An 18,318-nucleotide genomic window follows, 5' to 3' on the forward strand; every position below is an offset into this window, starting at 1 on the left:
CGTTTGAGATGATTTCCATGCATCGACTGCTGCGCGGTTCTCTAGTGTTTTTTCTGACGGCTGGGCTGGTTGCCTGCGGGCCGCCAAAGAAGAGCGTGTTTCCGCCGACCGTCAGCGTGCAGCAGCTGAAGGTGCTGCCGGACGGCGAGTGGCAGCTCACTGTGCGCATCCAGAACAACAGTTACGGTGAGATGGATTTCACCTCGCTGGACGGACAGCTGCAGATTTCCGAGCTGATCCCTGTTCGACTGCACGGCACGTTCGAGCTGGATATTCCCGCGCTCACCGGAGATGTGACCACGCTGACCATTCTGCCGACCGCACCGATGTCGAAGGCGCTCCAGGCAGTGAGCGCCAAGGGCAGTGCCGGATCGTTGGGCTACCGCATCAGCGGCAGCTCCAGCGCCAAGCCAGAACAGGAAAAGCAGGCGCGCGATTTCGACTTCAGCGGCAGCGATTCGCTGTCGCCGACGCCCGGCATACCCAACACCTACCGCTGATCGCCTCCACAGACATGCAAGCCAACTTTCTGCACGACGAACCTTCGACCAAGGAATTCCCATGACCGCTTACAAAGCTCCCCTCGACGACCTGCGCTTCACCCTCTTCGACGTGCTGGACGCCGAGAAAACGTTGACCAGCCTGAGCGGCGGCGAAGCGCACAGCCGCGACCTGTTCGACGCCGTGCTGGAAGAAGCCGGCCGTTTCAGCGAGCAGTTGCTGGCGCCAACCAACTGGCCCGCCGACACCGAGGGCTGCCACTTCGACAAGGCCACCCACACGGTGACCACGCCGAAGGGCTTCAAGGAGGCGTTCAAGCAGTTCGCCGACGGCGGCTGGACCGGCCTGACCAACCCCGAGGCCTACGGCGGCCAGGCGCTGCCGGCCGTGCTGGGCACCGCCACCACCGAAATCTTCCAGTCGGGCAACCTGGCCTGGAGCCTGTACCCGCTGCTGTCCGAGGGTTCGACCCACGCGATGGAAATGCACGGTGAGGAATGGCAGCGCCAGCTATACATGAAGCCGATCGTCGAAGGCCGCTGGACCGGCACCATGTGCCTGACCGAGCCGCAGGCCGGCTCCGATCTGGGCATGATCAAGACCCGCGCGGAACCGGCGGGCAAGTCGGGCGAGCACGACCTGTACAAGATCAGCGGCACCAAGATCTTCATCAGCGCCGGCGAACACGACCTCACCGAAAACATCGTGCATCTGGTGCTGGCCCGCCTGCCCGACGCGCCGGCCGGCAGCCGCGGCATCTCGATGTTCATCGTGCCCAAGGTGAAGGTCAACGCGGACGGCTCGCTCGGCGAGCGCAACACCGTGACCGCCGGCTCGATCGAGCACAAGATGGGCATCCACGCCTGCTCCACCTGCGTGATGAACTTCGACAATGCGGAAGGCTTTCTGATCGGCAAGCCGCACAAGGGCCTGGCCGCGATGTTCACCATGATGAATGCCGCGCGCCTGTCGGTCGGCGTGCAGGGCTTGGCACTTGCCGAGCGCGCGCTGCAGAACAGCCTCAACTACGCCCGTGAACGCCTGCAGTCGCGCGCGCTGTCCGGCGCCAAGTTCCCCGACAAGGTCGCCGACAACCTGCTGGTCCAGCCGGACGTGCGCCGCATGCTGCTTACCCAGCGCGCCTTCGTGGAGGGTTCGCGCGCGCTGCTGCTTTACACGGCGCTGCAGACCGACATCGAAGCCCGCGCCACCGACGAGGCCGCGCGCAAGAAGGCCGGCGAGCTGGTCGCGTTCCTGATTCCGATTGCCAAGGGTGTGGTTACCGAGCTGGCGCAGGAGTGCACCAAGGAGGCCCTGCAGGTGTATGGCGGCCACGGTTTCATCGCCGAGAACGGCATGGAGCAGTTCGTCCGCGATGCCCGCATCATCACCTTGTACGAAGGCACCACCGGCATCCAGGCCGCCGACCTGCTGGGCCGCAAGATTCTCCAGCTGCAGGGCGTGGGCCTGAAGCATTTCCTGGAAGAGATCAGCACGTTCTGCCATGCGCAGAAGGGCAACGAGGCGCTGCGCTCGCTGATCGGTCCGCTCGCCACCTTCACCAAGCAGTGGGGCGACCTGACCATGAAGCTGGCGCAGAACATCCAGGCCAACCCGGAAGAGCTCGGCGCCGCGGCAAACGACTACCTGTACTACTCTGGCTACGTCGCGATCGCCTACCTGCTGGCCAAGGGCGTGGCCGCGGCCGAAGCCGGCACGCAGTCCGAAGCGTTCAAGCAGGCCAAGCGCGATACCGCGAGCTTCTACTTCGCCCGCCTGCTGCCGCGCTGCCTGATGCATCAGGCGGCGATCGAGGCCGGCATCGCGACGGTGCCTGAAATCGCCTGAGTCGTCTCGATACAAAAAGTGAAAATTGAAAGAGCCCGGGTTCATGCCCGGGCTTTTTCATGCGCGATGTTCTGCCCGGAGGGATCGCAAGGCTCCCATCACTTGCCACCGCGACATGCGGTTACTCTAGAGGAGCTATCCAACGGGGAGTCATCATGAAGTCGAGTCGTGCCGTCGTCGCGTGGCGCGGGCTGAGGCCTGCGCTGTTCACCGTGCTGCTCACGCTGAGCGGCGCCTTGCTGGCCGCGGATCCGCCTGCCGCCAAATACCCCAACTATCCCAGCGAAACGCCGGCCAACTTCAAGCCCGTCACCGACGGCTACGACTACGTGCGGCGCGAGGTGATGATTCCGATGCGCGACGGCGTGAAGCTGCATACGATCATCCTGGTGCCCCGCGTGCTGACCACCGCCGGCGCCGCGCATGCCGGCATGCTGCTGACGCGCACGCCGTACGACGCCAAGGCGCTGACCACGCACGTTCCCAGCGGACACCTCGGCCCGATGCTGCAAGGCTACGACAACGCGACCGACGTGATTATCGAAGACGGCTATATCCGCGTGGTGCAGGACATCCGCGGCAAGTACGGGTCCGAAGGCGATAACGTGATGAACCGCCCCGTGCGCGGACCGCAGAACCCGACACCGGTCGATGACGCCACCGATACCTACGACACCATCGACTGGCTGGTGAAGCACGTGCCCGAGTCCAACGGCAAGGTCGGCACGCTCGGCATTTCCTACGACGGCTTCGAGCCGCTGATGGCGTTGATCCATCCGCATCCCGCGTTGAAGGTATCGGTGCCGATGAACCCGATGGTCGACGGCTGGATGGGCGACGACTGGTTCCACAACGGCGCGTTCCGCCAGCAGAACATGAGCTACATATACGAGCAGATCGGCAGTCGCGACAACAGCATCAAGTGGGCGAGCAGCTATCACGACGAGTACGACCTGTTCATGCAGGCCGGCTCGGCCGGCGAGCTGGGCCGCCAGTACGGCATGACCCAGCTCGGCTTCTGGAACAAGGTCCTGGCGCACCCCGCCTATGACGCGTTCTGGAGCGATCAGGCGGTCGACAAGGTGCTGGCCACGCTGCCGCTGAAGGTGCCGGTGATGCTGGTGCACAGCCTGTGGGATCAGGAAGACAGCTACGGCGCGCTGGCCGTCTATCGCGCGATCAAGCCCAATGACAGCAGCGGCGACATGGTCAAGCTGGTGATGGGTCCATGGCACCACGGCCAGGAGATCGAACAGGCGAGTTCACTGGGCGCGATCAGCTTCGACAGCGACACCGGCAAGTATTTTCGCGAGCACATCCTGCGGCCGTATCTGGCGCAGTACCTGAAGGACGGCGAGCCCAAGGCCGATCTCGCCCCGGTCACCGCGTTCGAAACCGGCACCAATCAGTGGCGCCGCCTCGACCGCTGGCCGCTAGCCTGCGAAAGCGGCTGCCCGACGAAAAGCCGGGCACTGTATCTGGAGCCGGGGCTGAAACTCGGCTTCAGCGCGCCTGCTGCCGGCGCGCCCTACGACGAGTATGTGTCCGATCCCGCGCACCCCGTGCCGTTCCGGGCGCGGCCGATCCAGCCGGTCGGCTACGACCCCGGCCAGACCTGGTCGCAGTGGCTGGTTGACGACCAGCGCGAAGCCTCGGGCCGCACCGACGTGCTGACTTTCACCGGCGACGTGCTCACCGCGCCGGTGAAAATCAGCGGCGTGCCCGAGGTGCATCTGGCCGCCTCCACCAGCGGCACCGACAGCGACTGGGTGGTCAAGCTGATCGACGTATATCCCGATCAGGTGGCCGACCGACCCGACCTGGGCGGTTATCAGCTGGCGGTGGCAATGGATATTTTCCGCGGCCGCTACCGCGAAAGCTTTGTCACGCCGAAAGCCCTTGTCGCCAACCAGCCGTTGGCCTATCGATTTGCCCTGCCCGCAACCAACCACGTGTTCCTGCCCGGCCATCGCATCATGGTGCAGGTCCAGTCGAGCTGGTTTCCGCTGTACGACCGTAACCCGCAGACCTTCGTACCGAGCATCTTCGAGGCCAGACCCGCGGACTACCAGAAGGCCACCCAGCGGATTTACCACTCGCCGGAGCAGGCCAGCTATATCGCGCTGCCGGTTATCGGAGGCTAGACCCGACTCCCGCCAGGCATCGCAACGGCCGATCCAACAAAAAGCCCGGGACTGCATAGCCCGGGCTCCTGGTGTGTCCACTTCTGGTGTGACCAAGCGTGACCATTTCGAACCTACGCGTCACAAATGGTCATCACGGCGTTGCGGGGCGGAAACGTTGTAGGAACGGGTCGATGCGGGAGCTGCTCACTCCCGACGATGACCGTCCTCCGCCGATGATGCTTCGCTCAGGCTTGTGCCTTGAAGCTGCTGATCTGCATGTATTGGCGGATGAGTTCCTCATGCGCGCTGTCGAGCGCCAGAAGCTCATTGGCCATGGCGGCCTGAGTGGCGGCAGCGCTCTGTTCGGCGGAAACCTTGGCGGCAGACGAAGTCGCTTCGGCTCGTGGAGCCTGCGGCGCCGGCGCACTGAACTTGGCCAGTTCGGCCTCAAGCAGATAGGTGATGTCGTAGGCTGATTCGCTCATGCCAGAGGCAATGCAATAGGCTTGCCAACCTCCGGGGATTGACTGTGCAGGCACTTTTTTCGCCTGAACACCCGCCAATATCAATGCCGCCGGCCTGCCGAGCCTTCCGCCGGTCTGCCTCAGGGTGTAGAAAAGAGCACGCAATCCCCTGAACTCTCGCACTGATGACCGAGCCAAACCTGCTGATCCGTCTTGCCGAAGACGACGACGACTTCATTCTTTCGCTGGTGCCGCGCTTCGTGGATTTCACGCTACCGCCGTGGCGGCGACGGCACGAATGCATCGAGGGCATCCGCAGCGACCTGCTGAAACATCTGGAGGATCAGCCGGCGAACAGCTATCTGTTCGTGGCCGAGAATGCCGACGGCGAGCGGGTCGGCTTTATCCATCTTCAGCGCACCGCGGATTTTTTTACCGGACGCAGCAATTGCCACATCTCCGATCTGGCGGTAGCACCGCAGCACGAGCGTCTTGGCGTGGGCAAGGCCTTGCTGGCGCATGCCGAGAGATGGGCCCGCGAGCACCATTGCCAGCTGGTGACGCTCGCCGTATTCCCCGGTAACGAGGGCGCTCGGGCGCTTTACGAAGCCAGCGGCTACGCGCTGGACCTGCTGCGGCTGGCCAAACCGGTGCGCTAAAAAAAGACGCAGCGCCGTTGGCGCTGCGTCTGCCGCTTGGAACCCAACCCAATTAGTTTCGGGTATCGCTGGCAGGGGCCTCGGCCAGCTCGCGCTGTTCGAGTCGACGCGCCAAGCGGTCGATGTTCGACAGCGACATCAGGTGCGCGTAAATCCAGCCGAACACGCCTTCCTTCGCAAACTGGTGTGCCGTCGCCTCGTCCAGCGTGCGCAGCTTTTCCTCGTTGACTACGAACAGGCCGTTGAGGTTGATCGAGCGGCTGTCCGGGCTGTCCGGCGCGCCGCGGGTGAGGCGGATATTGCGCGGGATCAGCAGGTCATGCTTGTTGAGCTGCTCCATGAACCAGCGCGTACGCGCGATGTTCTGCTGGAACTCGCCCAGAAAGCCGACCGCCTGGGTCAGCATCTCGGTATCGGTGCCGTCTTCCTTGAACAGCCGCTCGCCTTCGGACTTGTTGAAGCCGGCGTAGTCCTCATCGAGGAAAACGGTCAGCTCATCGCCGGGCTGGCCCTCCGGCTTCTCGGCCAGTACGAACGGATACCGGCGGATAAAGGCGGGGACATACGTATCGGCAGCCCAGTGGCCCTCGGCGTCGATGTACAAATTTTCGTCCTGACGCAAGCCGAGCAACGCTACCGGTCCGGCGTCCTTTGCATCGTTGCCGGCGAACACGATCAGCAGATCGCGCGCGGCAATGAAGAATTCGGTGCCGGTGAGGGGCACCGAGTGTGCCTTGGCAGCGAACTTCAGGTTCGGTACGCCCTTCAGGCGCAGATCCTTGTGGTCAATACGATTGAGCGGAACGGGACGCTCGTAAAAAAGGACTTCAGCCACGTTGACTACCTCTGCCCCGCCAGGCCGGGGTCGCCACCGAAGCGTCCCCTCCCATAACCCGGCGCCGGGTGATTGTTGATTGGTCACTATATCAGCGCCGCCGCGGGTGGGCGACTTGCCGCAGCAGGGAATGCCGAGTGCATCGCCGCCGCACAATGGCGGCAAGGCCTGCCCCCAGGGCATGGCTCCGCCCGCTAGCATGCGAATTGCAATGAAAGTGTTCTATGCTGCTGGAAACGACGCATCCTGCATTGTGTAACGCTTTCTGACGCTTTGGCCGAAGGACGATCTGCATGCTTATGGAAGTCCCGCTGACAGATGTGCCCAACCGGGCCGACATCCACGCGACCCGCGTGCTGTCGCTCGATGCCACCGGGCGCATCCTTGACTGGATCAGCTGGCAGGAGGCTGTGTGCCTCTACGTGCGCAACGCAGTGGCCTGGACCCTCGGCGACCCCTGCCTCACCGTCCATGGCGGCATCAACCGCCTGCACGGCGAACAGAGCGTGATGCATCTGCATCCGATCATCGCCAGCACCGGCCACTGCCGCGATCACGCGATCGACCCCGCGCCCGCCCTGACCAATACCGCCCTGTTCGCCCGTGACCGGCACCTGTGCCTTTACTGCGGCAACCACTTCACCCGCGGCGAACTCACGCGCGATCACGTGCTGCCGATTTCCAAGCACGGCGCCGACGTGTGGGAAAACGTGGTCAGCGCCTGCCTGCACTGCAACCTGAAAAAGAGCAACCGCACGCCCCAGCAGGCCAACATGCCACTGCTGGCGGTGCCCTACCGGCCCAGCTGGGTCGAGCATCTGATCCTGTCCAACCGCAACATCCTGGCTGATCAGATGGAGTTTCTGGTCAATCACCTGCCGCGAAACCGTCGCGCCGCGCACGGCTGAGCGTGGCACTGCGTCAGGTTGCAGCGCGCCGCCGACGCAGCGGACAGCACAGCCTCATACACCTCCACTGGGCGATGGCAAACCGGACTTCGCGGTGCGGCGTCGGGAACCGCTTCCGATGGTGCCCGAGGCAATTGGCCGCGTTGGTCCCGCGACCCGGCGATTGCACGGCAGCATGCTGATGGGAACGGCAAGCCGTCGTGCCTGTCTTGTGCGCCAATGAAAAGGCGCTCAAATCGAACGGGTGGTCGAGGCCGTCGGAGATTACAGCCGGGTGATTGCAGTAATGACTCAGGGAATGATTGCCATGTCTCGTATAACGGCAGGTCGCCAAGCCCGGCAGCGCGTTGCCACGAAGCTGCACCGAAGCGTGGGGATTCGCGCTTTCAGCGCCGGCACGCACCTATCAGCGATGAGCCCACGCGCCGATCGCGGCTTCGCCGGGACGAGCGAGAACACTAAATCCAGGCCTGGGCCGTCAGGCGTCGGTGACGGCGTCAATCCCCGCACGGTCACCGTGACCGCGCATAGCTGTGCGCTGAAACCCATTCCCTCTGTGACGCCGTCGCGCAGGTGGGGCATGGATAGGCCGGTGGACTTCTGAAAAAGCCGATGCTCCCGCCGCGCTATCAGGTCCTGCTGATCTACTCGCTGCTCCAGGCAATGATGCAGTTCGAGTGGCTGCGATTTGCGCCAATCACCAGCGAGATCGCGATCCACTATCGGGTATCGCAGAGCGCCATCGGCACGCTGTCGCTGGTGTTTCCCCTGCTTTTCATTCCGCTGGCGTTGCCGGCAGGTGCCTTGCTCGATCGTGTGTCGGTGCGCACGTCGCTGCGCATCGGCGCAGTGGGCATGGCACTGGCGGCCTGGCTGCGCGTCGTCCAGCCGCACTATCACTACCTGCTTGCCGGTCAGGTGGCCTTTGCACTGTTGCAGCCGCTCGTGATGGCCCTGATCGCGCGACTGGGCCTGATCTGGTTTGACGAGGGTGAGCGCCTGCGCGCCACCGAAATCCCCAGCATGGCGATGTTTGCCGGCCTGGGCCTGGCTTTCGTGCTGGTGCCGATGATCGGGTATGAAACGCTGTGGCTGGATGCATGGGTGCTCACTGCGGTGGCAGCCCTCACGTGGCTTGTGGTGCCCGCCGATCCGCGCACGACGGCAGCGCCGGGCCCACGGCCGTCGTGGCGATCGGCCATGCGGGCCATGCTGCGCACGCCGGCCTTCCTGATCATCACCGCGTATTTTTTTCTGGCGAACGGCTACTTCAACGCCATTTCCACCTGGCTGGAATCGATCCTGCACCGGCATGGCATTGACCCGCAAACCTCAGGCATCGTGGCCTTGTGCATGCTGGTCAGCGGCATCGTGGGCATGGCGCTGATCGAACGCGTCTCGCACTGGCTCAGCCTGCGCACGCTGCTGCTGGTGGCTTCAGTGGGCTCGATCGGCGTCACCGTGGCGCTGTTTGTCAGCGGTTCGGCCGGCCTGCTGTGTGTTGCCGGCGTCGCGCTGGGCGCAACGCTTTTGGCGCCCCTGCCCTTGCTGATCCAGGCTGCGGCGAACATCACCAGTGAGGAGCATGCCGGCACCGCGGTGAGCGTGTTCTGGTTGACAGGTAACGCCGGCGCCGCTGTTTTCATTGCCGCTCTTGCGCCGATCGCCGACGCCGGGCAGTGGGCCGTGGGCTGTTTTCTGCTGATCGGCATGCTGATGCTGCAGGGCGTGCTGGCGTTTGTTTTCAAGCCGGCTGAAAAAGCCGCGACAGGCTGATCGGATTTCGTCCGGCGACGGGAATCGCTGCGGCCAGATCAGGTGTCTGGACTGTCGTCGCCCACGAGCGACGATTCAGGTGCGCGGCGTCTCATGGCACCGGGCGCCTCGCCCAGCCAGCGCTTGAAGGCACGGCGGAACGCGCGCGCATCGCTAAAGCCCAGTCGCCGGCCGGCTTCGGCAACCGTGAGGCCTTCGTCGCGCAACAGATGCCGCGCCTGCTCGGCGAGCAGACGCTCGCTCAGCGCGTGAAACGATGTGCCCGCCTCACTGAGCCGCCTCCGCAGCGTGCGCGGGCTCAAGTCCAGCGCTTCGGACACGTTTTCCAGCGACATCACCGCGCTGCCGGCCTGTTTGAGCACATGCTCGACGGCCGCCACAGCATTGGGGGTTTGATGGCTGCGTGCACGCTCCTCCAGCAGGCTGCGCAGTTGGGCGGCCGCCACCGTCGAATGGCTGGCCAACGGTAGTTCAAGCCATGCGCGCGGGAGAAGTATGCGGTTGTGCGGCTGTCCGAAATGCGCTGGGCATTGGAATATTTCCGCATAACGCGGGGCATGTGCCGGCGGCGGGTAAGTCAGGTCGATCGCTTCGAATCGATAACTGTCGCCGAGCAGAATATGGATCAATACGATGAGGCTGGCGAACAGCTCCTCGATGACGCAGATATGCACCATCGGGTCGTGCAGACGCGGCGTGGCAATGAGCACGGCCAGGTCGCCCTGAAGTTGGTAACTCACGTCGACCAGCCCGCCGCCCTGACGCTGGTAGCGCACGCCGATGTCGATCGCCTCACCGAAGGTGCGCGCTGCGGTCATGGCGTAGCCGGGCAGGCCGAAGTGACTGATGTTCTGCCGGCGCCCCAGCTCCAGGCCAAGATCGCTGCGCCCGGTCAACTGCATGGCACGACGGAACAATCGCCAGGCCTGTCGGTTTGAAATCAGTTCGCCGGCGCACATGTCGGCCACCGTGACCCCCACGTCGGCGCACAACCGCTCGGGCGCAATGCCGAGCTCGGCCACAAGATCGATCAACTCCGCCAGTGCCAGCGGGGCGATCTCCGGTGTGAACTGATCGGCAGCGAGCTTTGTGCGCGGCAAGGCAGTTTGGATGGTGGCCGTGATGGTCCCCATTGTACCGCGCCCCCCGGATTATGCTGAAACGGCAAGGCGCGCTGCAGCGGTTGCCGTCACGCGGGCGGCGGTTGAGCACGGAACAACGACGGCATTCGCTCCGACTGACGAGGGACCGGCCATGAACAGATTAGGCATTGCCGGGAGCACCTGCCTGCTCCTGATTGGCTCGGCTCTGGCACAGGGCGCCAACGCAGCGCTGCCGCCACTGGCGCGCTGCGTGATGAAAAGCCCGCGCCTGCACATCGGCAGCACGCCGACACTCACGATCAACGGCGTGACCTACACCACCAGCCATCAGCCCGATGCCCCAGTCCGATCGAACTACCGATCAGCCATCCCGGTCCGCAAGAAGCACCGCAGCCTTATAGGGGGATCAGTCACTCATTTCAGATCGTCGGCACACCTGCGGATTGTCCGTAGCGCATCGTGCGCCGGCTTGACGGCCCACAGCGCGCTGCCCCACGTCGGCGTGTCCGGCAGAGCGGCGTTCGCGTGACGTTCGCCTCCTGCATCAGTCAGGGTCGGCTGCCAGTGCCTCCTCCACGTTGTCTAACTCACTGCGCCCCTTATCGGCCAGCCGGCAGTAGTGACGGCGGATTCGGGCGAGGGTTTCGTCGTCGAGTTCTTCCAGATTGAGCAGCGCGTTGTGCGCACGGCTGCTGCGGATCAGCTCGTCCAGCTTGATCTGCACGGCAGCACCGTCGCGGTTCTGGGTGTTCTGGATCAGAAACACCATCAGGAACGTGATGATAGTGGTCCCGGTATTGATGACCAGCTGCCAGGTATTGCCAAAGTGGAACACGGGCCCAGTTCCGGCCCAGATCAGCACGATCATTACCGCGGCGAGAAACGTGGCGGGTTTGCCCGCCGCAGACGAGGTACCTGCGGCAAAACGGCGGAACATTGACGAGGCGCTCATGCAATAGTCCTTAAAAAGTGGAGGAAGCCCGCCAGCCGGGCGTCCGCAGCCATGGGCGCACTGGCCGGAGGCCACACGATAGCGCCCGCCCGGCCGTTTGCCGCGCCTTGCCCTTGCCCCGCCCCGCCGCTGGACCAACAATACGCAGATGACCGAGCTTTCGCGCTACCCCCACCTCGACACCATCGACACGCCTGTCGATCTGCGCCGCGTATCCGACGATCAGCTGCCGGCTGTGGCCGACGAGCTTCGCCAGTATCTAATCGAGGCGGTCGCCAGCTCCGGCGGGCACTTCGGCGCCGGGCTAGGCGTGGTCGAGCTCACCGTGGCGTTGCATTACGTGTTCAACACGCCGGTCGACCGCCTGGTCTGGGACGTCGGCCACCAGTGCTATCCGCACAAGATCCTCACCGGCCGCCGCAGCCGCATCACCACGATCAAGAAGAAGGACGGCCTGGCGCCGTTCCCGCGGCGCGAGGAAAGCGAGTACGACACCTTTGGCGTCGGCCACTCGTCCACGTCCATTTCCGCGGCCCTGGGCATGGCCATCGCGGCGCAGCGCAAGGGTGACAACCGCAAGGTCGTCGCGGTGATCGGCGATGGCGCGATGACGGCCGGCATGGCCTTCGAGGCGCTGAACCACGGCGGCGACGTCGAGCCGAACATGCTGGTGGTGTTCAACGACAACGGTATGTCGATCAGCGAGAACGTCGGCGCGCTGACCAAGATGATGGCGCGCGCGATGGCCAGCCAGACGCTGAACACCTGGCGCGAGCGGGCCAAGCGGGCGATACCGAAACAGTCGTTCTTCGGCCGCTGGTTCAAGCGCTGGGAGGAGCACGCCAAGGGCATGTTCGTGCCCAGCACGCTGTTCGAGGAGCTGGGCTTTCATTACACCGGCCCCATCGACGGCCACAACCTGCCGCAGCTGCTGCACGCGCTGCGCACGGTAAAGAATCTACCCGGCCCGCAGCTGCTGCACGTGATCACTACCAAGGGCAAGGGCTACGCGCCCGCCGAGCAGGCACAGATCGAATACCACGCGGTCGGCCCGTTTGACCCGCAGGCCGGGCTGGCCAAAAAATCTACGCCGGCCAAACCGACCTATACCGACATTTTCGGCGACTGGCTGTGCGACATGGCGGCCAGCGACGATCGCCTGCTGGGCATTACTCCGGCGATGCGCGAGGGTTCGGGCCTGGTGCGCTTCTCCAAGGAATATCCGCAGCGCTATTTCGACGTGGCCATCGCCGAGCAGCACGCGGTAACGCTGGCGGCCGGCATGGCCTGCGAGGGCGCCAAGCCGGTCGTGGCGATTTACTCCACCTTCCTGCAGCGCGCTTACGATCAGGCGATCCATGACGTGGCGCTGCAAAATCTGGACGTGACCTTTGCGATTGATCGCGCTGGCGTGGTGGGCCCGGATGGCGCCACGCACTCCGGCACCTTCGACCTGTCCTTTCTGCGCTGCCTGCCGAACATGGTGATCATGGCGCCGGCCGATGAAAACGAGTGCCGCATGATGCTCAGCACCGGTTTTCAGTACGCGGGACCGGCGGCGATTCGCTACCCGCGCGGCAATGGGCCGGGCGCCGCCATCCACAAAAACCTGGACACGCTGCCGATCGGCAAAGCCGAACTGCGCCGGCGCGGGCACGGTATCGCCCTGCTGAGCTTCGGCACCATGCTGGCGCCCGCCGCCACCATTGCCGCCGAACTCGACGCCACCCTGGTCAACATGCGCTTCGTAAAACCGCTGGACGAGGCGATGCTGCTGGAATTGGCCAAAACCCACGATGCCTTCGTCACGATAGAAGACAACGCCGTCGCCGGCGGCGCCGGCTCGGGCGTGGCCGAGTGTCTGGCCGCGCACGGCATCGTCAAACCGATCCTGCATCTCGGCCTTCCGGACGTCTATCTGGAGCACGGCAGTCGCGAGGAAGTGCTGACCATGGCCGGACTCGACCTGCCCAGTATCCGCCACGCCATCAAGGCCCGCTTTCCGCAGCTGACGACAATCGCCAGCGCGGGCTGAGCCGTCACGTTCAACTTGAAGCCACGCCGATGCGCGCGGCTTTTATCAAACGCGCCCGCCGCTGACGCGGTCACGCTGTTCCAGATCCTGCGCGGTAAACACCTTGATGTAGCCCGCCGCTTCCAGCAGCTTGCGTACGGCTTCGCCCTGATGCCAGCCGTGTTCGAGCAGCAGCCAGCCGCCGGGCTCCAGATGCGCGAGCGCGTCAGTAATGATGCGGCGAATATCGTTCAGGCCGTCCCTGCCCGAGACCAGCGCACTCGCCGGCTCGAAGCGCAGATCGCCGCGCGCGAGATGCGGATCGTTGGCTTCGATATACGGCGGATTGGAAACGATCAGCGCGAACCGCTGAAAGATCAGCGGCGTCAGCCAGTCCCCCTGAACAAAGTCGATATTGGCGATGCGCAGGCGTCTGGCATTGTTGATCGCTACCGCCAGCGCGGCGGCGCTGGCGTCCGTGGCCGTGACGCCAGCCTGCGGCCGCGCGCTGGCAATCGCCAATGCAATCGCACCGCTGCCAGTGCCCAAATCCGCCACCTGTGCGGTCGTGCCGCGCGGCAGGCGTTCCAGCGCCAGCTCGACCAGCAGCTCCGTTTCGGGGCGGGGAATCAGCGTGTCCGGCGTGACCTCGAGATCCAGCGACCAGAAACCCTGGCGGCCGGTGATGTACGCCACCGGCTCGCCCTTGACCCGCCGCTCGACCAGCGCGGCATACACCGTCTGGACGTCTATATCCACCTCATCATCGGCATGCGAAATAAACCAGCTGCGCGACTTTCCCAGCGCGTGCAGCAGCAATATCTCGGCATCAATGCTCTCGTCGAGACGATGCATGGCGTCGGTGAGCACGCTGCGCACATCGGACATTCGGTGACTCCTCGTTCACGACAAAATGATGATCACTGCAAGCTTACGCACTCCCGCTGCGGCATCGGTAAATCACAGAGCGCGATGCGCCCCAACCTGTTCAAATGAACCGCATGTGCCTGAGCTTCGCACGCCATCGGCAGCCAGATCCGCCAAGACCCCGCCGATTCTTGGAGTCGAGAAACCGGGCAGCCCACTTTGACTGCCGATTTACTCGGCGTCCGCATCGCTCGAAATCCCGAGTCATACACACAGTGTAAGGGCTACACGAGTGGTATACGGGGCGCGCTGCATCCTGCGACGCCGCGCTCACGTATTTATGTCCACACCGAAAGAGACCACCTGCAAGAACCTGCGGCAAGAGCGGTGATCGACTTCAATGAAGCAAGGAAAACGCATGCCGTTTGACAAAGAGGCGCCGCCACCACGCCCGCTCCGCGCGAGCTTTCTTACAGCGATTTTGCTGGCGCTCGGCGCCGGACTGCTGGCCGGGTGCCAGGCGACCTTCTTCGCCGGGCTCAACGCGACCAGCCGGCACGGCGACGTGGTCATCGACCACGACGTGACGTTCGATCCGGAACATGGCCTGGCCATGGATATCTACCGCCTGCCGCATACCGAGCATGCGCCGGTGGTGGTGTATTTCTACGGCGGCAGCTGGAAATCCGGCAAGCGCCAGTGGTATCGCTTTGTCGGCGAGGCGCTGGCCAAACGCGGCATGGTGGTAATGATTCCGGACTACCGGCTGTGGCCGAAAGTGAAACTGGATGGCTTCATGCAGGACGGCGCCCGCGCCGTCGCATGGACGCATGCGCACTCCGGCGAATATGGCGGCGACAGCAATGAGCTGTTCGTGATGGGTCACTCCGCCGGCGCGCATATCGCCGCCTTGCTGGCTACCGACGATGAGTGGCTGGCCGCCGACGGCATGCACGCGAAGCAGCTGGCGGGCTTTATCGGCCTGGCCGGACCGTACGATTTCCTGCCGCTGAAGGATCCGGATTTCGTCGACATGTTTGGCCCCACGCACGAGGCGCAGCTGCGCTCGCAGCCAGTGCATTTCGTCAACGGCGACGAGCCGCCGATGCTGCTGATGCAGGGCACCACGGACAAGATCGTGTGGCCGCGCAATACGCTTTCGCTGGCAGCAGCGATGCGGCGCGAACACGAACCGGTGGAGGTAAAACTCTATCCGGACATTGGCCATTTCGCGCTGCTTTTTTCGCTCTCCGAACAGTTCCGCGGCAAGGCGCCGGCGCTGAACGACACGGTGGATTTCATCCATGCGCAGGTGACGCAGCGGCGTCAGGCGTCAGCACCGACAGCACGCTAAAACGGAACGTCACCATAAAAAACGCCGGGCGTCGAAGCCCGGCGTTTTTGTTTGCGGCGGCCAGTCTCAGCCGAATATCCGAGCGATCAACGCAGAATGGAGGCCGGATCCTGTTTGGCCTTGAGCGCGCTGCAGAGCTGGATCGATTCACTGGTCTGCGCCAGGCCGCGGTCGATGCCTGCCGCGTCGTTCAAGCGCGGCTTGAAGAAGGCCTGCAGACGATCCACCTCGGCGGTCGAACAACCGCCGCCAGCAGCAAAGCGTGGCAGGGCCCCGCCGGCGAAGCTGCCCGTGCGCGCCAGAATCTGCGGGTAGTGCGCGGTAAACCAGGACCACAGCGCATCACGCTGTGCCTGCGTATCGCGACCACCGCGCACCAGCGACGCCATCTCGCCGACCTTGACCGGTTTGCTCAGGGCAAAGTCGCGCACTTCGTTGGTGAGCGCAGGGTCTTCCACGCTGGCCAGACCGGCCAGCATGCTGTTGCGCAGCGCGGCGTCGCTGGTCTGCGGCAGTTCGGCGATCAGCGCGTCGACCACCGGCTTGCCCTTTTCCTGCACGGCCACACCCAGCGCGTCACCGAGCAGATCGGGATCGGCCGCACTGAGATTCAGACGTCCATTCGGCTGACGCTTGAGCGCCGCCTCGCCCTGCTTCAGCAGCTCGGCGCGTACTTCGGGCAGCTTGTACTGCAGTCCCAGCGCGCCGGCCAGGGCGCTGCGCAGCAGCGCATCGTCACCGGGCTCGCCGTCCTTGCGCTGGTAGCCGAGCTGCTGCAGGCGCGGCAGGTAGGCGTCTTTCACCCATGCGGCGAGCTTGCTGCGCTGGGCATCGGTGCTGGCTTCGTTGCGGTAAATCCATTCGACCTGGTCAAGCGGCGCGGTCGCTACCACCAGAATCTTCGACGAGGTCAGCGGCTTCAGCGCGGCCAGTGCGTCGCCGGCGTCGATGTCACCGTGCTGGAAGCTGGCATCGACGGCATCGGCATAGGCCAGCTGCTCGGCGTCGCTGAGCTGGGCCACGTGGGCGGTGAGATCGGCGAACTCTTTCTTGCCCAGGCTGAAGCGGTAGTAGCCGCTGGCATTGGCGTTGGGCATGATCCAGGTCGGCTGGCTGGCGCCCGGCAGCACCATGCTGCCGCTGGCCTTGGCGAGCACGTCACAGCTCACCTTGCTGCCATCGGCAGTACCGTAGCGCACGCATACCGGAATGCCCCACACGCGCTTGCTATCGCCGGTGCTGCCGACCGGCAGGAAGCGGCTCTGGCTGAGTTTCAGCACGGTCTTGCCGCCCTGCTGCTCCAGCGATGTCTGCACATACGGCACGCCGGACTGGTCGAGGAAGCTGTTGAAGGCCTGTTTGAAATCGTTGCCCTTGCCGGCAGCCGCGGCGATCGAGGACACCAGATCGTTCGCCACCGCGTTGCCGAACTTGTGCTTCTGGATATACGCCTGCATGCCCTTCTGAAACGTCTTTTCGCCGACGTAGTTTTCGAACATGCCGATGACGCTGGCGCCCTTCTGATAGGTGATGCCGTCGAAGGCGGTTTCGATGTCGCCATTGCCGGTGATCGGCTGGCGAATCTTGCGCGCGCTGACCAGGCTGTCGTTGGCCATGGCGCCCTGCGCGCCGGTCACGCGATCAAGATCGGCGCGGTACTCGGGATGCACCTGCTCGGTCACCTTCTGCTGCATCCAGGTCGCAAACGCTTCGTTGAGCCAGATGTCGTTCCACCATTCCATCGTCACCGTATCGCCGGTCCACTGGTGCGCCAGCTCGTGCGCCGTGACGTTGAACGAACCGCGCACATTGCGCGCCGGCGAGTCCTTGTCGAGCAGCAGCAGCCAGTCGCGGAACGTCACCAGGCCGGCGTTCTCCATCGCGCCGGCGGCAAAGTCCGGCGCAGCCAGCACGTCGAGCTTGTCCCACGGGTAGCCGAAGCCGTAATAGTTTTCCAGCGCGTGGATGATGCTCGGCGTTTCGCCCAGCACGTGCTGCATGCGGTGCGCCTCGCCATCGGAGGCGATACCGCGCAGCGGCAGTGGCGTGGTGCGGTAGGCATCCGGCGAAATGTCCGGCGCGGTGGCGATGCTCCATGGGCCGACGCCGAAGGCGACCAGATAGGTCGGCAGCGGCAGCGTCGGCGCAAAGTCCAGCGTCTTCCAGCCGGCCTCGGCCTTGGTTTCCTTCACCTGCTGGGTGTTGGCGACCGCGGTGTCCTTGTCGGGAATCGTGAGGCTGATGGTGAACGGCGTCTTGAAGCCCGGCTCGTCGAACCCCGGAAAGGCGAAGCGCGCGCTGATCGGCTCCATCTGCGTCATCGCATACGGCTGGCCCTTGGCCGACACCTTGTACAGGCCCTGCAGCTGCGCGTTGAGCGGCGCGGTGTATTCAAACGCCAGCGTCAGCGTCTGCGGCTTCAGCGTGCTGCCGAAATCCACGCGCGCCACGCCGGCCTTCGCATCGGCCACGGTGTAGGTGCCAGCGTGCGCGGCGCCCGCTGCGTCGGTGATGGTGACCTTGGATACCTTCAACTCGGCGCCGTCCAGCCACAGGTGATCGGAGGCCTTGGAGAGCTTGACGGTGATTTTGGTGATGCCGGAAAAATCCTCTTGCGCAGGATCGACCTTGAACGACAGCGCATACGACTGCGGCACGGCCCACTGCGGCAAGCGGCCCCGCGGCACCTGATCGGTCGTGGCGGCAAACGCGGCGGCACAGCAGCTGGCCAAGGCCGTGAGCAGAAGAGGACGGACAAAACGACGCATGGAAGACCCCGATACCGAAAGAGTGAACCTCCACGCTAAGCGGCGCATGACTTTCGACACAGTGCCAGAAGGCATGCCCAGGCAAACGCGCGCGCACAAAAACCCCGGCCATCGCTGACCGGGGTCGTCGTTGTTACCCAACT

At 64.3% G+C, this 18,318-nt stretch carries 15 protein-coding genes; 9 read left to right on the top strand and 6 right to left on the bottom strand.

Annotated elements, in window-relative coordinates:
* Positions 1 to 17 precede the first annotated feature (17 nt).
* The 3 genes from ACDK93_RS15610 (at position 18) to ACDK93_RS15620 (ending at position 4,493) form a co-directional block, all read left to right on the top strand.
* Positions 18 to 500 carry a hypothetical protein gene (locus ACDK93_RS15610; RefSeq protein WP_458069836.1) on the top strand — a complete coding sequence of 161 codons (483 nt, stop codon included), beginning with the start codon at positions 18 to 20 and terminating at the stop codon, positions 498 to 500.
* 61 nt (positions 501 to 561) lie between these two features.
* Positions 562 to 2,349 (top strand): acyl-CoA dehydrogenase C-terminal domain-containing protein, encoded by a 1,788-nt coding sequence (locus tag ACDK93_RS15615; protein WP_458069837.1) that lies wholly within the window; start codon positions 562 to 564, stop codon positions 2,347 to 2,349.
* Between the two features lie 155 nt (positions 2,350 to 2,504).
* Positions 2,505 to 4,493, top strand: a complete 1,989-nt coding sequence (locus ACDK93_RS15620; protein WP_458069838.1) for a CocE/NonD family hydrolase — start codon at positions 2,505 to 2,507, stop codon at positions 4,491 to 4,493.
* A 227-nt stretch (positions 4,494 to 4,720) separates the two neighbouring features.
* On the opposite strand, the gene ACDK93_RS15625 is transcribed toward ACDK93_RS15620, so the two are convergent.
* Positions 4,721 to 5,104, bottom strand: a complete 384-nt coding sequence (locus ACDK93_RS15625; RefSeq protein ID WP_458069839.1) for a hypothetical protein — start codon at positions 5,102 to 5,104, stop codon at positions 4,721 to 4,723.
* 20 nt (positions 5,105 to 5,124) lie between these two features.
* Between ACDK93_RS15625 and ACDK93_RS15630 the strand changes: the two genes are divergently transcribed.
* Positions 5,125 to 5,598 carry a GNAT family N-acetyltransferase gene (locus tag ACDK93_RS15630; protein WP_458069840.1) on the top strand — a complete coding sequence of 158 codons (474 nt, stop codon included), beginning with the start codon at positions 5,125 to 5,127 and terminating at the stop codon, positions 5,596 to 5,598.
* A 52-nt stretch (positions 5,599 to 5,650) separates the two neighbouring features.
* Here ACDK93_RS15630 and ACDK93_RS15635 read toward each other — a convergent pair whose 3' ends face one another.
* Positions 5,651 to 6,433, bottom strand: a complete 783-nt coding sequence (locus ACDK93_RS15635) for a SapC family protein (protein ID WP_458069841.1) — start codon at positions 6,431 to 6,433, stop codon at positions 5,651 to 5,653.
* Between the two features lie 293 nt (positions 6,434 to 6,726).
* Between ACDK93_RS15635 and ACDK93_RS15640 the strand changes: the two genes are divergently transcribed.
* Together ACDK93_RS15640 and ACDK93_RS15645 are read left to right on the top strand one after the other, a co-directional pair.
* Positions 6,727 to 7,341, top strand: a complete 615-nt coding sequence (locus ACDK93_RS15640) for an HNH endonuclease (protein WP_458069842.1) — start codon at positions 6,727 to 6,729, stop codon at positions 7,339 to 7,341.
* A 612-nt stretch (positions 7,342 to 7,953) separates the two neighbouring features.
* The gene (locus ACDK93_RS15645) at positions 7,954 to 9,117 is read left to right on the top strand and encodes an MFS transporter (protein ID WP_458069843.1); all 1,164 of its coding nucleotides are present in this window, start codon (positions 7,954 to 7,956) and stop codon (positions 9,115 to 9,117) included.
* A gap of 38 nt (positions 9,118 to 9,155) precedes the next feature.
* Here ACDK93_RS15645 and ACDK93_RS15650 read toward each other — a convergent pair whose 3' ends face one another.
* The gene (locus ACDK93_RS15650; protein WP_458069844.1) at positions 9,156 to 10,250 is read right to left on the bottom strand and encodes an AraC family transcriptional regulator; all 1,095 of its coding nucleotides are present in this window, start codon (positions 10,248 to 10,250) and stop codon (positions 9,156 to 9,158) included.
* A 121-nt stretch (positions 10,251 to 10,371) separates the two neighbouring features.
* Between ACDK93_RS15650 and ACDK93_RS15655 the strand changes: the two genes are divergently transcribed.
* A complete protein-coding gene (locus ACDK93_RS15655) occupies positions 10,372 to 10,749 on the top strand; it encodes a hypothetical protein (protein ID WP_458069845.1) in 378 nt (125 codons plus the stop codon).
* A gap of 15 nt (positions 10,750 to 10,764) precedes the next feature.
* Here the strand turns inward: ACDK93_RS15655 and ACDK93_RS15660 are convergent, their stop codons facing one another.
* Positions 10,765 to 11,172: a low affinity iron permease family protein gene (locus tag ACDK93_RS15660; RefSeq protein WP_458069846.1), complete on the bottom strand. Its 408-nt coding sequence runs from the start codon at positions 11,170 to 11,172 to the stop codon at positions 10,765 to 10,767.
* 148 nt (positions 11,173 to 11,320) lie between these two features.
* Here ACDK93_RS15660 and dxs point away from each other — a divergent pair, with 148 nt between their 5' ends.
* A complete protein-coding gene (gene dxs / locus ACDK93_RS15665) occupies positions 11,321 to 13,207 on the top strand; it encodes a 1-deoxy-D-xylulose-5-phosphate synthase (protein WP_458069847.1) in 1,887 nt (628 codons plus the stop codon).
* 45 nt (positions 13,208 to 13,252) lie between these two features.
* Here dxs and prmC read toward each other — a convergent pair whose 3' ends face one another.
* Positions 13,253 to 14,074, bottom strand: a complete 822-nt coding sequence (prmC, locus tag ACDK93_RS15670) for a peptide chain release factor N(5)-glutamine methyltransferase (RefSeq protein WP_458069848.1) — start codon at positions 14,072 to 14,074, stop codon at positions 13,253 to 13,255.
* Between the two features lie 397 nt (positions 14,075 to 14,471).
* On the opposite strand from prmC, the gene ACDK93_RS15675 reads away from it, so the two are divergent.
* A complete protein-coding gene (locus ACDK93_RS15675; protein WP_458069849.1) occupies positions 14,472 to 15,407 on the top strand; it encodes an alpha/beta hydrolase in 936 nt (311 codons plus the stop codon).
* A gap of 86 nt (positions 15,408 to 15,493) precedes the next feature.
* On the opposite strand, the gene ACDK93_RS15680 is transcribed toward ACDK93_RS15675, so the two are convergent.
* A complete protein-coding gene (locus ACDK93_RS15680) occupies positions 15,494 to 18,175 on the bottom strand; it encodes a M1 family metallopeptidase (protein ID WP_458069851.1) in 2,682 nt (893 codons plus the stop codon).
* Positions 18,176 to 18,318: the final 143 nt, after the last annotated feature.

The sequence above is a fragment of the Rhodanobacter sp. BL-MT-08 genome (assembly GCF_054161255.1).

Excerpts from the sequence above, each read along its gene's own strand:
- ACDK93_RS15640 (WP_458069842.1), top strand. The coding sequence starts at position 6,727 with ATGCTTATGGAAGTCCCGCTGACAGATGTGCCCAACCGGGCCGACATC.
- dxs (WP_458069847.1), top strand. The coding sequence starts at position 11,321 with ATGACCGAGCTTTCGCGCTACCCCCACCTCGACACCATCGACACGCCT.
- ACDK93_RS15630 (WP_458069840.1), top strand. The coding sequence starts at position 5,125 with ATGACCGAGCCAAACCTGCTGATCCGTCTTGCCGAAGACGACGACGAC.
- ACDK93_RS15620 (WP_458069838.1), top strand. The coding sequence starts at position 2,505 with ATGAAGTCGAGTCGTGCCGTCGTCGCGTGGCGCGGGCTGAGGCCTGCG.
- prmC (WP_458069848.1), bottom strand. The coding sequence starts at position 14,074 with ATGTCCGATGTGCGCAGCGTGCTCACCGACGCCATGCATCGTCTCGAC.
- ACDK93_RS15615 (WP_458069837.1), top strand. The coding sequence starts at position 562 with ATGACCGCTTACAAAGCTCCCCTCGACGACCTGCGCTTCACCCTCTTC.
- ACDK93_RS15610 (WP_458069836.1), top strand. The coding sequence starts at position 18 with ATGCATCGACTGCTGCGCGGTTCTCTAGTGTTTTTTCTGACGGCTGGG.
- ACDK93_RS15675 (WP_458069849.1), top strand. The coding sequence starts at position 14,472 with ATGCCGTTTGACAAAGAGGCGCCGCCACCACGCCCGCTCCGCGCGAGC.
- ACDK93_RS15680 (WP_458069851.1), bottom strand. The coding sequence starts at position 18,175 with ATGCGTCGTTTTGTCCGTCCTCTTCTGCTCACGGCCTTGGCCAGCTGC.
- ACDK93_RS15645 (WP_458069843.1), top strand. The coding sequence starts at position 7,954 with ATGCTCCCGCCGCGCTATCAGGTCCTGCTGATCTACTCGCTGCTCCAG.
- ACDK93_RS15660 (WP_458069846.1), bottom strand. The coding sequence starts at position 11,172 with ATGAGCGCCTCGTCAATGTTCCGCCGTTTTGCCGCAGGTACCTCGTCT.
- ACDK93_RS15650 (WP_458069844.1), bottom strand. The coding sequence starts at position 10,250 with ATGGGGACCATCACGGCCACCATCCAAACTGCCTTGCCGCGCACAAAG.
- ACDK93_RS15655 (WP_458069845.1), top strand. The coding sequence starts at position 10,372 with ATGAACAGATTAGGCATTGCCGGGAGCACCTGCCTGCTCCTGATTGGC.